Origin of the sequence: Streptomyces sp. NBC_00820, assembly GCF_036347055.1 — a bacterium.
Classification (GTDB): Bacteria; Actinomycetota; Actinomycetes; order Streptomycetales; family Streptomycetaceae; genus Streptomyces.
This window is the reverse complement of record NZ_CP108882.1, coordinates 1,737,869-1,750,800: the sequence shown is the minus strand read 5'-3', so window position 1 is coordinate 1,750,800 and position 12,932 is coordinate 1,737,869. Positions and strand designations below refer to the sequence as shown.

General features: G+C 70.0%; 14 protein-coding genes. 13 read left to right on the top strand and 1 reads right to left on the bottom strand.

All coding sequences use genetic code 11. The annotated features are described in order from the left end of the window. The first annotated feature begins 101 nt into the window (after positions 1-101). The 5 genes from dop (at position 102) to prcA (ending at position 4,114) form a co-directional block, all read left to right on the top strand. Entirely contained in the window at positions 102-1,613 is a 1,512-nt protein-coding gene (dop, locus tag OIB37_RS08050; protein ID WP_443058126.1) for a depupylase/deamidase Dop, read from the top strand. 198 nt (positions 1,614-1,811) lie between these two features. Then, positions 1,812-2,030: a ubiquitin-like protein Pup gene (locus OIB37_RS08045; protein WP_330456836.1), complete on the top strand. Its 219-nt coding sequence runs from the start codon at positions 1,812-1,814 to the stop codon at positions 2,028-2,030. Positions 2,031-2,195: 165 nt separating this feature from the next. Then, entirely contained in the window at positions 2,196-2,519 is a 324-nt protein-coding gene (locus OIB37_RS08040; RefSeq protein ID WP_330456835.1) for an endonuclease domain-containing protein, read from the top strand. Continuing rightward, positions 2,471-3,313 carry a proteasome subunit beta gene (gene prcB / locus OIB37_RS08035; protein ID WP_330456834.1) on the top strand — a complete coding sequence of 281 codons (843 nt, stop codon included), beginning with the start codon at positions 2,471-2,473 and terminating at the stop codon, positions 3,311-3,313. Before OIB37_RS08040 ends, prcB begins: the two co-directional genes overlap by 49 nt. Positions 3,314-3,373: 60 nt before the next feature. Beyond that, complete coding sequence (prcA, locus tag OIB37_RS08030) at positions 3,374-4,114, top strand: proteasome subunit alpha (RefSeq protein WP_330456833.1); 741 nt, start codon at positions 3,374-3,376, stop codon at positions 4,112-4,114. A gap of 279 nt (positions 4,115-4,393) precedes the next feature. Here the strand turns inward: prcA and OIB37_RS08025 are convergent, their stop codons facing one another. Beyond that, on the bottom strand, positions 4,394-5,410 hold the full coding sequence (locus tag OIB37_RS08025; RefSeq protein ID WP_330456832.1) for a LacI family DNA-binding transcriptional regulator: 1,017 nt from the start codon (positions 5,408-5,410) through the stop codon (positions 4,394-4,396). A 120-nt stretch (positions 5,411-5,530) separates the two neighbouring features. Here OIB37_RS08025 and OIB37_RS08020 point away from each other — a divergent pair, with 120 nt between their 5' ends. The 8 genes from OIB37_RS08020 (at position 5,531) to OIB37_RS07985 (ending at position 12,681) form a co-directional block, all read left to right on the top strand. Beyond that, positions 5,531-6,790 carry an MFS transporter gene (locus OIB37_RS08020; protein ID WP_330456831.1) on the top strand — a complete coding sequence of 420 codons (1,260 nt, stop codon included), beginning with the start codon at positions 5,531-5,533 and terminating at the stop codon, positions 6,788-6,790. Positions 6,791-6,799: 9 nt separating this feature from the next. Next, positions 6,800-8,161: a Pup--protein ligase gene (gene pafA / locus OIB37_RS08015; RefSeq protein WP_330456830.1), complete on the top strand. Its 1,362-nt coding sequence runs from the start codon at positions 6,800-6,802 to the stop codon at positions 8,159-8,161. A 143-nt stretch (positions 8,162-8,304) separates the two neighbouring features. Next, entirely contained in the window at positions 8,305-9,309 is a 1,005-nt protein-coding gene (locus OIB37_RS08010; protein ID WP_330456829.1) for an FKBP-type peptidyl-prolyl cis-trans isomerase, read from the top strand. Positions 9,310-9,406: 97 nt separating this feature from the next. Beyond that, positions 9,407-9,787, top strand: a complete 381-nt coding sequence (locus OIB37_RS08005) for an FKBP-type peptidyl-prolyl cis-trans isomerase (protein ID WP_330456828.1) — start codon at positions 9,407-9,409, stop codon at positions 9,785-9,787. 161 nt (positions 9,788-9,948) lie between these two features. Further along, positions 9,949-10,926, top strand: a complete 978-nt coding sequence (locus tag OIB37_RS08000) for a helix-turn-helix transcriptional regulator (RefSeq protein WP_330456827.1) — start codon at positions 9,949-9,951, stop codon at positions 10,924-10,926. Positions 10,927-10,945: 19 nt separating this feature from the next. Continuing rightward, a complete protein-coding gene (locus OIB37_RS07995) occupies positions 10,946-11,986 on the top strand; it encodes a helix-turn-helix transcriptional regulator (RefSeq protein ID WP_330456826.1) in 1,041 nt (346 codons plus the stop codon). A 47-nt stretch (positions 11,987-12,033) separates the two neighbouring features. Next, positions 12,034-12,303, top strand: coding sequence for a hypothetical protein (locus OIB37_RS07990; RefSeq protein ID WP_330461791.1), 270 nt, complete (start codon positions 12,034-12,036; stop codon positions 12,301-12,303). Positions 12,304-12,486: 183 nt separating this feature from the next. Next, the gene (locus tag OIB37_RS07985; protein ID WP_330456825.1) at positions 12,487-12,681 is read left to right on the top strand and encodes a hypothetical protein; all 195 of its coding nucleotides are present in this window, start codon (positions 12,487-12,489) and stop codon (positions 12,679-12,681) included. Positions 12,682-12,932 lie beyond the last annotated feature (251 nt).

The window sequence follows — 12,932 nt, the reverse complement described above, 5'->3', positions numbered from 1 at the left end:
CGAGTCGCGCAGTGCGGGGACGGGCACCGCACACGCACCGGAGCGCCAGCGGTAGTGAGCGGCACCCACGACCGAGGGCGCCGCCGGGCAAGGAGGGCCGCATGACCGTACGGCGAGTAATGGGCATCGAGACGGAGTACGGCATCTCCGTCCCCGGCCACCCCAACGCCAATGCCATGCTCACCTCATCCCAGATCGTCAACGCCTACGCGGCGGCGATGCACCGGGCCCGCCGGGCCCGCTGGGACTTCGAGGAGGAGAACCCGCTGCGGGACGCGCGCGGCTTCGACCTCGCCCGGGAGGCCGCCGACTCCAGCCAGCTCACCGACGAGGACATCGGCCTCGCCAACGTGATCCTCACCAACGGCGCCCGGCTCTACGTCGACCACGCCCACCCCGAGTACAGCGCCCCCGAGGTCACCAACCCCCGCGACGCCGTCCTGTGGGACAAGGCCGGCGAACGCATCATGGCCGAAGCCGCCGAGCGGGCCGCCCAGCTCCCCGGCGCCCAGCCCATCCACCTCTACAAGAACAACACCGACAACAAGGGCGCCTCCTACGGCACGCACGAGAACTACCTGATGAAGCGGGAAACCCCCTTCTCCGACATCGTGCGCCACCTCACGCCCTTCTTCGTCTCCCGCCAGGTCTTCACCGGAGCCGGCCGCGTCGGCATCGGCCAGGACGGCCATGAGCACGGCTTCCAGCTCAGCCAGCGCGCCGACTACTTCGAGGTCGAGGTCGGCCTGGAGACCACCCTCAAGCGCCCCATCATCAACACCCGCGACGAACCCCACGCCGACGCCGAGAAGTACCGCCGCCTGCACGTGATCATCGGCGACGCGAACCTGTCGGAGATCTCCACCTACCTCAAGCTGGGCACGACCGCCCTGGTCCTGTCCATGATCGAGGACGGCTTCATCGCCGTGGACCTCGCCGTCGACCAGCCCGTACGCACCCTCCACCAGGTCTCCCACGACCCCTCCCTCACGCGCCTGGTCACCCTGCGCAGCGGCCGGACACTCACCGCCGTCCAGCTGCAGATGGAGTACTTCGAGCTGTCCCGCAAGTACGTCGAGGAACGCTTCGGGGCCGACGCCGACGACCAGACCAAGGACGTCCTCGTGCGCTGGGAGGACACCCTCAACCGCCTCGAGAACGACCCCATGAGCCTGGCCGGCGAGCTGGACTGGGTCGCCAAGCGGGAGCTCATGGAGGGCTACCGCCGCCGCGACTCCCTGGACTGGGACGCCGCCCGGCTGCACCTCGTCGACCTCCAGTACGCCGACGTACGCCCCGAGAAGGGCCTCTACAACCGCCTGGTGGCCCGCGGCCGCATGAAGCGCCTGCTGGACGAGACCGAGGTCGAGAGGGCCCGTACGAAGCCGCCGGAGGACACCCGCGCCTACTTCCGCGGGCGCTGCCTGGAGCAGTACGCGGACGACGTGGCCGCGGCGTCCTGGGACTCGGTCATCTTCGACCTTCCGGGCCGGGACTCCCTCCAGCGCGTTCCAACCCTGGAACCGCTACGCGGAACGCGAAATCACGTCAAGGAGCTGCTGGACCGCTGCCGCACCGCGGAAGACCTGGTCAGGGTCCTTTCCGGCAGCTGAGCGGGGCCGGCGGGTCCATGGAGCGGGCCGGGCGGGCAGGGTGGAAATCCCACCGCCCGGGAATCATCGAGATGGCTCCCGTACGTTGTCGAAACTGCGGGGCCGATGTCGGACCCGGCTTGTAGGGTCTGATCATCACCGAACGGCAGGAATGCCGACCCGTCGACCATGTCGGGCGAAATGAGCGGGGTGAGGTTTATGGCGACCAAGGACACCGGCGGCGGCCAGCAGAAGGCCACGCGTTCCACCGAGGAAGTCGAGGAGCAGGCGCAGGAGGCGCAGGGCTCCGAGGACCTCAAGGAGCGGCACGAGAAGCTGAGCGACGACGTGGACTCCGTGCTGGACGAGATCGACGACGTGCTCGAGGAGAACGCCGAGGACTTCGTGCGCGGATTCGTGCAAAAGGGCGGAGAGTAAAGAGCGCCTGGCCGCTGCACCTTCGAGTCGAAGGTAACGGGGGGATCGGGTGGCTGAGGAGTCGAACGCGAAGCGGTGCGGGAAACGCGAGCGTGACCTGCCCTCTCCGTATTCGCACGGGACGGGAATCGCCGGGACGGCCTTCAGGCCTGCTGCCGGGAGTGCGTGGCGGAGTACGGCGCCGCGCACTGCCGGCGCCCCCGGCAGGACCGTCCGCGGCGCCGGTACGGCCTCACCGAAGCCGAGCGTGACGCGTCGACCGCCTCCCGGGGCGGGATCCGGCGCACAAGTCTTTCCGCATCGCCCGCACACGTGGATCACTGCCGTCAGACGGGTAGGGTCCGTTGCGTACTGTGCTTCAGCTGCAACGCCGCTCTGGGGCAGTTCAAAGATCGGCCCGACGTCATCAGGCGGGCTGCCGCATACGTGGAAGGAATCGCGTGGAAGCCAACACTCGTAGCACCGGGCGTCTACCGGCTGCCTTCCTGACGCCGGGGTCCTCTTCGTTCATCGACTTCCTGTCGGAGCACCAGCCGGAGATGCTCCCCGGCAAGCGGCGGCTGCCCGTCGAGGGGACGGTCCAGGCGCCGCACGGCACGACCATCGTGGCCGCCACGTTCCCCGGTGGCGTGGTGCTCGCCGGTGACCGCCGGGCCACCATGGGCAACGTCATCGCGCAGCGGGACATCGAGAAGGTGTTCCCGGCGGACGAGTACTCGGCCGTCGGCATCGCCGGCACCGCCGGTCTCGCCGTGGAGATGGTCAAGCTCTTCCAGCTGGAGCTGGAGCACTTCGAGAAGGTCGAGGGCGCCCAGCTGTCTCTGGAGGGCAAGGCGAACCGCCTGTCGACCATGATCCGTTCCAACCTCGGCATGGCGATGCAGGGTCTGGCCGTGGTGCCGCTGTTCGCCGGTTACGACGTGGACCGGGAGAAGGGGCGCATCTTCTCGTACGACGTGACGGGCGGCCGTTCCGAGGAGCACAACTACGCGGCCACGGGTTCCGGCTCGCTGTTCGCGCGGGGTGCGATGAAGAAGCTGTTCCGTGACGACCTGACCGAGGAGCAGGCCACCACCCTGTTGGTCCAGGCCCTGTACGACGCGGCTGACGACGACTCGGCGACCGGTGGTCCCGATGTCGCCCGCCGGATCTACCCGATCATCACCGTGATCACCGAGGACGGTTTCCGCCGGCTGACCGAGGAGGAGGCCTCCGAGGTCTCCCGGGCGGTGCTGCAGCGCCGCCTGGAGGAGCCCGACGGTCCGAAGGCCGCCCTGCTCTGAGCGCGGGCCCGGTTTTTTGAAGGTGATCCAGTGACCATGACAGAAAGGGACGGATAACCGGTGTCGACGCCGTTCTATGTCTCACCCCAGCAGGCGATGGCCGACCGGGCGGAGTACGCCCGCAAGGGCATCGCGCGTGGCCGCAGCCTGGCGGTCATGCAGTACGCCGACGGCATCGTGTTCGTCGGAGAGAACCCGTCCCGCGCGCTGCACAAGTTCAGTGAGATCTACGACCGGATCGGGTTCGCGGCCGCCGGCAAGTACAACGAGTACGAGAATCTGCGCATCGGCGGTGTGCGGTACGCGGACCTGCGTGGTTACACCTACGACCGGGACGATGTGACGGCCCGGGGCCTGGCGAACGTCTACGCGCAGACGCTGGGCACGATCTTCTCCTCGGCGGCCGAGAAGCCGTACGAGGTGGAGCTGGTCGTGGCGGAGGTCGGTGAGACTCCGGAGGGTGACCAGATCTACCGGCTGCCGCATGACGGTTCCATCGTGGACGAGCACGGCTCGGTGGCGGTGGGCGGCAACGCGGAGCAGATCAGCACCTTCCTGGACCAGCGTCACCAGGACGGGATGAGCCTGGCGGAGGCGCTCAAGCTGGCGGTTCAGGCTCTGTCCCGGGACACCAACGGCGGTGAGCGGGAGATTCCCGCGGAGCGGCTGGAGGTGGCGGTGCTGGACCGCACGCGTCCGCAGAAGCGGAAGTTCAAGCGCATCGTCGGGCGTCAGCTGTCCCGGCTGCTGGAGGCCGACGGTGCGAAGACGGAGGCGGAGACCTCCGACGACGAGGAGTGATCCCTCCCCGCTCAGGGATGCCCCGGCCGGTTCTCCGGTCCGGGGCATCCGTCGTTCCTGCCCCGCGGGGCAGGGCCGGCCTCCGGAGCAGGGCCCGCAAGGGGCCCGGTGGCCGCTAGGGGGTGTCGTTTGGATCAGCTCGGGTCCGCGGCGCCCGGCGCGGCACCTCGCCGCGTTGTCGGATCAGCCGAGTACGTCCGGTACGCGGCAGATCCTCCGCCTTGCGAGGCACCGCACCGGACGCCGCGGCCTGATCCGACCTGATCCAAACGACACCCCCTAGGCCGTGCGCGGTGGCGCTGTGGAGCCTCGGACGACCAGTTCGACGGGGATGTCCCCGCCCTCCGGTTCGCGGCCGTCCAGGACGGCGAGGAGGGCGCGCATACCGCGCTCTCCGAAGAGTTCGGCGTCCAGGCGCACGGTGGTGAGTTCCGGGTCGATGGCGGTGCCCAGGGCGAGGTCGTCGAGGCCGGTGACGGAGATGTCGTCGGGGATCCTGAGCCCGAGGCGGCGCAGGGCCTTGTAGGCGCCGGCGGCGAGTTTGTCGTCGTCGCAGACGACGGCGGTGGGGCGGGGGCCCGGGACGGCGAGGGCGGCTTCGACGGCGGCGCGGGCTCCGTCGATGGAGATCGGTGCGGCGGTGGTGCGGATCTCGGTGCCGGGTACGGCGGCCATGCGCGTGGTGAGTTCGCGGGCGCGGACCCGGAAGGTCCAGGAGGGCACGTCGGCGGCGAGGTGGAGGATGCGGCGGTGGCCGAGGCCGAGCAGGTGTTCGGCCACCTGGCGGACGCCGTCGGCGATGTCGAGGTTGACGGTGGCGGCGCCGAGGCTGCCCGCGGGGTCGCTGTCGAGCATGACGAGGGGGAGCTGGTCGCCGAGGATGGCGGTGAGGGCGTCGGCGGCCATGGACGAGGCGATCACGCCGTCCAGGGCGGCCTGCGCGGAGGCGAAGGGGTCGCGGGCGGGGCCGACGCCTTCGGGGGAGGGGTAGAGGACGACTCCGAAGCCGTGCTGGGCGGCCACGCGGGCGGCGCCGGTGTAGACGCCGGCGAAGAACTCCGTGGTGAGGGCCGGCACGACGAGCAGGACGGTGCGGGTGCGGCCGAGGCGGAGGTTGCGGGCGGCGAGGTTGGGGCGGTAGCCGAGTTCGCGTGCGGCCTGCCGTACGCGTTCGGCGGTGGGTTCGGAGACGCGGCCGCGCCATTTGTCGCCCAGGACGAGGGAGACGGCCGCCTGGGAGACGCCGGCCGCCTGGGCGACGTCACGGCTGGTCGGGCGCGTGCTGCTGCGTGCCACCGCGGGCATGCTCCTTCGTCTGGACGTGTGAACAGCGCACATGGTACGTATGGAAAGAGAAGTTATACGTAACACTTCGGGACGTCGAGGCGATCCGGAGCGGCCGCTGGAAGGCAGGACATGGCCACGGGCTACCTCGAGATCCTCAGGGCGCGGCACGCGCTCAGGCTGCTCACCGGAACTCTGGTGGGGCGGCTGCCCAACGCCACCGCGGCGATCGCGCTGGTGCTGTTCGTCCGCGCGCAGGACGGCACGTACAGCCTGGCCGGCGCGCTCGCGGCCGTGTACGGCGTCGCCAACGCGGTCGGCCAGCCCGTCCTGGGCCGGCTCGTGGACCTGTACGGGCAGCCGCGTGTCCAGCTGCCCGCGGCCGTCCTGTCGGCCCTCGCCATGACGTCGTTCGCCTTCTGCGGCACGGATCCGCTTCCCCTGGCGTACGGCGCGGTCGCGGCCGCCGGTCTCTTCACCCCGCCCCTGGAGGGCGGCCTGCGGGCCCTGTGGCCGTCGGTGCTGCGCCGGGAGGAACAGGTGCACACGGCGTACGCCATGGACGCCGTGGCGCAGGAAGTCATGTTCACCGTCGGCCCGTTGCTGGTGACGCTGTGCGCGTCGCTGTGGTCGGAGCGGGTGGCCCTGCTGGTGCTGAGCGTCCTGGGGGTGCTGGGCGCGCTGTCGGTGGTGGTCTCGCCGCCCTCGCGCGCGTGGCGTTCGGCGCCGCGCGAGGCGCACTGGCTGGGCGCGCTGCGTTCGCCGGGGCTGCTGGCGCTGCTGGGCGCGTTCCTGTTCGTGGGGATGGCGCTGGGGTCCATCGCGGTGGCGTCGGTGCCGTACGCCGACACGCACGGTGGTGACGTGGTGTACGGCTGGCTGATGGCCGCCATCGGTCTCGGGGCGCTGATCGGTGGCACGGTGTACGGGGCGCGGCAGTGGTCCGGGACGCCGGAGCGGCGACTGCGGGTGCTGGTGGCGCTTCTGGCGGTGTGTTACGTGCCGCTGACGCTGATGCCGGGCGCGGTGGCCATGACGCTGCTCGCGGTGGTCGCCGGAGTGTTCCTCGCGCCGTGCATCGCGTGCGCCTTCATCATCGTGGACCGGCACGCGCCGAGCGGCACGGTCACGGAGGCCTTCTCCTGGCTCGTGACCACGTTCACCGTGGGTGCGTCGGTGGGAACGGGCCTGGCCGGCCCTGTCGTCCAGACGGGTGGCGCGCTGTGGGGATTCGCTCTTCCGGCGGTGGCGGGAGCGGTGTCGTTGCTGGTCCTGCTGGCCACGGGAAGGGTCCTCACAGCTCCCGTGCAGGGCGGCGTCGTTGCGGCTTCATCGGAAAATGATCCAAATCGTGCTGCCGAACCCCGTTTCAGCTCAGGGGATCGGGCGTAATGTTCAGTCATGGACCGCCGCATTTTCGGGCTGGAGAACGAGTACGGCGTCACGTGCACGTTCAGGGGACAGCGGCGCCTGTCTCCTGACGAGGTGGCGCGGTACCTCTTCCGCCGTGTCGTGTCATGGGGCCGCAGCAGCAATGTCTTTCTGCGAAACGGCGCCCGGCTCTATCTCGACGTGGGCTCACATCCGGAATACGCGACACCCGAATGTGACAACGTGACCGAGCTGGTCACCCACGACAAGGCCGGCGAGCGCATTCTCGAGGGTCTTCTGGTGGACGCGGAACGACGCCTGCACGAGGAGGGAATCGCGGGCGACGTCTACCTCTTCAAGAACAACACCGATTCCGCCGGCAACTCCTACGGCTGCCACGAGAACTATCTGGTGGCACGGCACGGGGAGTTCTCGCGGCTCGCGGACATCCTGATCCCGTTCCTGGTGACGAGGCAGTTGCTGTGCGGTGCGGGCAAGGTGCTCCAGACCCCGCGTGGCGCGGTCTACTGCGTCAGTCAGCGCGCGGAGCACATCTGGGAGGGCGTCTCCTCGGCGACGACCCGTTCGCGGCCCATCATCAACACGCGCGACGAGCCGCACGCGGACGCCGAGCGGTACCGGCGGCTGCATGTCATCGTGGGCGACTCGAACATGTCCGAGACGACGATGCTGCTCAAGGTCGGCGCGACCGACCTGGTGCTGCGCATGATCGAGGCGGGCACGGTGATGCGTGACCTGACCCTGGAGAACCCGATCCGGGCGATCCGCGAGGTCAGCCACGACATCACGGGCCGGCGCAAGGTGCGTCTGGCCAGTGGCCGTGAGGCCTCGGCGCTCGAGGTTCAGCGGGAGTACTTCGACAAGGCCGTGGACTTCTGCGACCGCCGGGGTATCCGCACGGGCACGGTCGCGCAGGTGCTGGAGCTGTGGGGCCGCACGCTGGACGCGATCGAGACCGAGGAGCTGGACCGGATCGGTACCGAGATCGACTGGGTGATGAAGTACAAGCTCATCGAGCGGTACCGGGCCAAGCACAACATGACGATGTCGCATCCGCGGGTCGCTCAGATAGACCTCGCCTACCACGACATCCACCGTCGTCGTGGCCTGTACTACCTGCTGGAGAGGAAGGGGCAAGCGGCGCGGATCTGCAATGACTTGAAGATCTTCGAAGGCAAGTCGGTTCCGCCGCAGACCACTCGGGCGCGGTTGCGCGGTGACTTCATCCGGCGGGCGCAGGAGCAGCGCCGGGACTTCACCGTGGACTGGGTCCATCTGAAGCTGAACGACCAGGCGCAGCGGACGGTGTTGTGCAAGGACCCGTTCCGTTCGGTGGACGACCGGGTGGAGAAGCTGATCGCCGGAATGTAGCCGGGGGTTTCCGCGCCGGGCGGCTGGGCGCGGAATACCGGAACGCCACACGGGCGCCGTACGTTTCCCGTACGGCGCCCTGTTCACGTCGTAGAGTTGCGCGCACGCCAATCCACAAGATCGACCGATTACGAGGCATCTCCGTGCGCCGACGCTCACTGCTCCTAGCCGCCGTACCCGCAGGTCTGGTCACGCTCTCCGCGTGCGGCGACGACAAGTCCCCCTCCAGCAAGGCCAGCGTCTCGGCGTCGCCTTCGGCGTCGGCCCCGCCGCCGCCGAAGATCGTGGACGGGCCGCTGCCGGCGATCACGGCGGGGACGAAGTTCGGTGAGAAGCCGACGGTGGCGAAGGGGTCGGGGGAGCCCTCGAAGGACCTCGCGGTCCGGACGGTGATCGCGGGCGGTGGGCGGGCCGTCGCGGAGAACGACTTCATCCAGGCGAACTACCTGGGGCAGATCTGGAGCACGGGGAAGGTCTTCGACAACTCCTTCGACCGGCACCGGCCGCTGGTGATGCAGCTGGCCCAGGGCAGCATCATCGACGGCTGGCGCTACGGCCTGACGGGGAAGAAGACCGGCAGCCGGGTGGAGATGGCCGTTCCGCCGCAGTGGGGCTACGGCACGTCGGGCAACGCGCGGGCGGGGATCAAGGGCACCGACACGCTGGTGTTCGTCATCGACGTGATCGACTCGTTCAACTCCAAGAGCTCCGCGAAGGGCAAGGCGGTTCCGCAGTCGGACGCCGCCCTGCCGACGGTGGGCACCAACACCGACGGCGCCGCTCCCAAGGTCACCGTCCCCAAGACGGACCCGCCGAAGCAGCTGGTGTCGAACTACGTCCTGGAGGGCGACGGCGCCGAGGTCAAGGCGGACCAGACGCTCCTGTGCCAGTTCCAGGGTCTCGTCTGGGACGGCGGCAAGACGTTCGAGCAGACCTACGGCTCGGGGCGGCTCAGCCAGTTCTCGGTCGAGCAGATGCAGCAGGTCGTGAAGGGTCTGGCCCAGGGGGTGACGGGCAAGAAGGTGGGCAGCCGCGTCCTGGTCGTCGTACCGCCGGACCTGGCCTACGGCGACAACCCGCCGAGCGGCGATGTCATCAAGAAGGGGTCCACGCTGGTGTTCACGGTGGACATCCTCGCGGCGATGTAGGGCTTTCCCGCGGTGATGCGGCCCGCCTCGGGCGGCGGGCCGGCGGGGATGAAAGACTGTCCGTGATTCGAGTCGTACACAAGCAGGAGCTTTTGACGTGAACATCGACAAGCCCGAGATCGACTTCCCGGGCGGAGAGCCCCCGGCGGACCTCGAGATCAAGGACATCTGGGAGGGTGACGGCGCGGTCGCCGAGGCCGGCGACTTCGTCAAGGTCCACTACGTGGGTGTCGCGTTCTCCAGCGGCGAGGAGTTCGACGCCTCCTGGAACCGGGGTACCCCGCTGGACTTCCAGCTCGGTGTCAGCCAGGTCATCAAGGGCTGGGACCAGGGCGTGCAGGGCATGAAGGTCGGCGGCCGCCGCCAGCTGATCATCCCGGCGGACCTCGCCTACGGCGACCGTGGCGCGGGTCGTGCCATCGCCCCGGGCGAGACGCTGATCTTCGTCTGTGACCTGGTGGGCGTCACCAAGCGCTGACCGTTCCCGGTCGAGGAGCGCTGCCAGGGCTGATCGAACCTGGTCGGAGGAGGGCCTGTGCTGTTCGCACGGGCCCTCCTTCCTTGCTTCGACTTTTGTCCGGACACTCCGGAGGGGTACGGTCGACGGTCGGAAGCACGGACGGAAGGCGAAGGGCGTCGATGGCCATTGCCAAGGCTGAGCGGCTGATGAACCTCGCGCTGTGTCTGCTCGGCACACGGCGGCCGCTCAGCAAGCGGGAGCTGCGCGATTCCATCGAGGCGTACGTCGAGAGCACCAGGCCGGAGAAGGGCGCGGCCGGCTCGGACGACTCCTTCAACCGGATGTTCGAGCGCGACAAGGACGACCTGCGCGAGCTGGGTCTGGTCATCGAGACCGTGGAGAACCTCGACGGCGAGGTCGGCTATCTCGCGCGCCGCGACAGCAACCGGCTGCCCGCGATCACCCTGGACGCCGAGGAGGCCGCCGCCCTGGGCCTGGCCGCCAAGGTGTGGCAGCAGGCGCGCCTGGCCGGTGCGGCCAGCGGCGCCCTGCAGAAGCTGCGTGCCGCGGGTCTGCCCGAGGACGTCGACCCGTACGAGGCCCACGGCGCGCTGGAGCCGCGCATCCCGGTGCACGAGGCCGCGTTCGAGCCGCTGATGCTGGCCTGCCGCGATCGCCGTCCGGTCGTCTTCGACTACCGCAAGGCCTCCGCCGCCCGCCCCGAGACCCGCACCGTCGAGCCGTGGGCGCTGGAGTGCTGGCGCGGCCACTGGTACCTGGCCGGCTGGGACCGGGACCGGGGCGCCGAGCGCGTCTTCCGGCTTTCGCGGATCACCGGCCGGGTCCGCTCACGCGGTACGGGCTTCACCGTGCCCGTCCCGGACGTGGTCACCGTGCGCGAGACGGTCGCCGGCTGGGCGGGCGAGATCGCCGACCGGTCGGCGCTGATCCGCTTGCGTTCCGGTGCCGGTTACCCCCTTCGGGCGAAGGCCGGCAAGGTCCGGGAACTCGGGAACGGCTGGGACGAGTTGGAGATTCCGTACGGGCACGGCCTGGACGCCTGGCTGGTGGAGTTCGGCCCGGACGTGGTGGTGCTGGAGCCGGCGGAGCTGCGCGCGGACGTGGTGGACCGGCTGCGTGCCGTGGCCAAGGGCTGAGGGGGAGCGGAGTACGACTATGGCAGGCAAACCGGTCAGGCCCGTGAACGCCATCGACCAGACCCGGCGGATGCTCTCCCTGGTGACCTATCTGCGAGAGCGCCCCGGCGCCCGGATCGCGGACGTCGCGCGTGCCTTCGGGATCACCGAGGACGAGCTGGTCGCCGACCTCGATCTGCTGCCCATGTGCGGGACCAGCTTCCGGGGCGGTGACCTGCTGGACATCGACACCGACGGCGAGCGCATCTGGTGGCACAACCCGGCCGCGCTCGGCGAGGAGGCGGCCGAGCCGCTGCGGCTCGCCGCGGACGAGGCGACCGCGCTGCTGGTGGCGGCCCGCGCGGTCTCGACGCTGCCCGGTCTGCGGGAGAGCGACCGCCAGGCCCTGCTGCGGGCGACGGCGAAGGTGGAGACCGCGGCCGGCGAGGCGGCCGGCGCGAGTTCCCGGCTGTCGGTGACCTTCGAGTCCGAGGGCGGGGTCTTCGCCGACGTCGACCGGGCCATCTCCGAGCGCCGCCGGCTGTGGATCCGCTACTACTCCCCGGCCCGCGACGAGGTCACCGAGCGGGAGATCGACCCGATCCGGCTGGTCAGCGTCGGGCACACCTATGTGGAGGCCTGGTGCCGCCGCTCCGAGGCCCGTCGCACCTTCCGGCTCGACCGGGTCGCCGAGATCAGGGTCCTGGACGAGCCGGCCGCGCCGCCCGAGATAGAGCTGCGCGACCTCTCCGAGGCGCTGGTTCAGCCGGCCGCCGAGGATCCGGAGGTCGTGATCGAGGTCGGTCCGGGCGGTCGGTGGGTGGCCGAGTACTACCCCCACGACAGCGCCGATGAGCTTCCCGACGGCGGGCTGCGTATCACTCTGCGCACCCCCGATCCGGCGTCCCTGCGCCGGCTGGCGCTGCGGCTGGGCGGCGACGGCCGGATCGTCTCGCCGCCCGAGCTGGCCGACAGCGCCCGTAAGGCGGCCCGCGAGGCGCTGGCCGCCTACGACAGCCACACCGCGGCGGTGCACGGTGAGCCGCAAGGGCCGTACGACAGGCGGGAGCGAGGGCTTTGAACGAGAGTCCGGTGTCCGGTGCGAGGAGCGGTTCGTCGGTGTCCGGGATGCGGGAGATGACGGTGGCGGCCGCCTTCGCGGGGATGCGGAGAGTGGTCCCCGTGATGTTCAGGGCGGGCTGCCCGGACTGCCGGGGCCGTTTCGAACTCGCCGCGAGCGCGCTGCGGCTTGCCATCGGCGCCAGCAGCCGGACGACGTTCTACTCGTTCACCTGCCCCGCGTGCGGGATCGCGGTGCGCAAGCCCGCGGGGGAACGCATGGTCGAGCTGCTCACCGGCGGCGGTGTCCGGACCCTGCGGCTGCACTCCACGGTCTAGGGGGTGTCGTTCGGATCAGGTCGGATCAGGCCGCGGCGTCCGGTGCGGTGCCTCGCAAGGCGGAGGATCTGCCGCGTACTGGACGTACTCGGCTGATCCGACAACGCGGCGAGGTGCCGACCGGACGCCGCGGACCCGAGCTGATCCAAACGACACCCCCTGGGACCGTCTAGGCTCGGCGTCATGTTCTGGCCGATGTTCGCGGTAGCTGTGGGTTTTCTGGGTCTCGCCGTCCTGGGGGTGCTCGCCGTCCGGGTGTTCCTGGAGGCGCGGCGCCTGGGGCAGCAGGTCGCGGACTCCGCGAGCCGTATCAACAGGGCGGCCGAGGATCTGGAGCGGGCGGCGGTGAGCGCGGCTCGGGCCGTGGACACGTTGTGACCGAGGGGGTGCGGCCGCTGCGGGTTCGTGATGCAAGCGGTTTGCGTCACTTCGCCCTGTCATGCTGCCTGCCTGGCCAGGTACGCTGCTGGTCGGCGCGGAGAATGCGGCCCGTGCCAGACCGGGAGTAGGCAAGGGGATTGCCTCACGTTTACCCCTGAGCGTTACGATCGCAGTCACCAAGACCGGCGGACCTCATTCCGACTGGTCGGACAGCACCCCACCCCAGCCGCTTCGGTGAGAAGGTAAAG

Excerpts from the sequence above, each read along its gene's own strand:
- OIB37_RS08045 (WP_330456836.1), top strand. The coding sequence starts at position 1,812 with ATGGCGACCAAGGACACCGGCGGCGGCCAGCAGAAGGCCACGCGTTCC.
- OIB37_RS07990 (WP_330461791.1), top strand. The coding sequence starts at position 12,034 with ATGCGGGAGATGACGGTGGCGGCCGCCTTCGCGGGGATGCGGAGAGTG.
- OIB37_RS08000 (WP_330456827.1), top strand. The coding sequence starts at position 9,949 with ATGGCCATTGCCAAGGCTGAGCGGCTGATGAACCTCGCGCTGTGTCTG.
- dop (WP_443058126.1), top strand. The coding sequence starts at position 102 with ATGACCGTACGGCGAGTAATGGGCATCGAGACGGAGTACGGCATCTCC.
- pafA (WP_330456830.1), top strand. The coding sequence starts at position 6,800 with ATGGACCGCCGCATTTTCGGGCTGGAGAACGAGTACGGCGTCACGTGC.
- OIB37_RS07985 (WP_330456825.1), top strand. The coding sequence starts at position 12,487 with ATGTTCTGGCCGATGTTCGCGGTAGCTGTGGGTTTTCTGGGTCTCGCC.
- OIB37_RS07995 (WP_330456826.1), top strand. The coding sequence starts at position 10,946 with ATGGCAGGCAAACCGGTCAGGCCCGTGAACGCCATCGACCAGACCCGG.
- OIB37_RS08020 (WP_330456831.1), top strand. The coding sequence starts at position 5,531 with ATGGCCACGGGCTACCTCGAGATCCTCAGGGCGCGGCACGCGCTCAGG.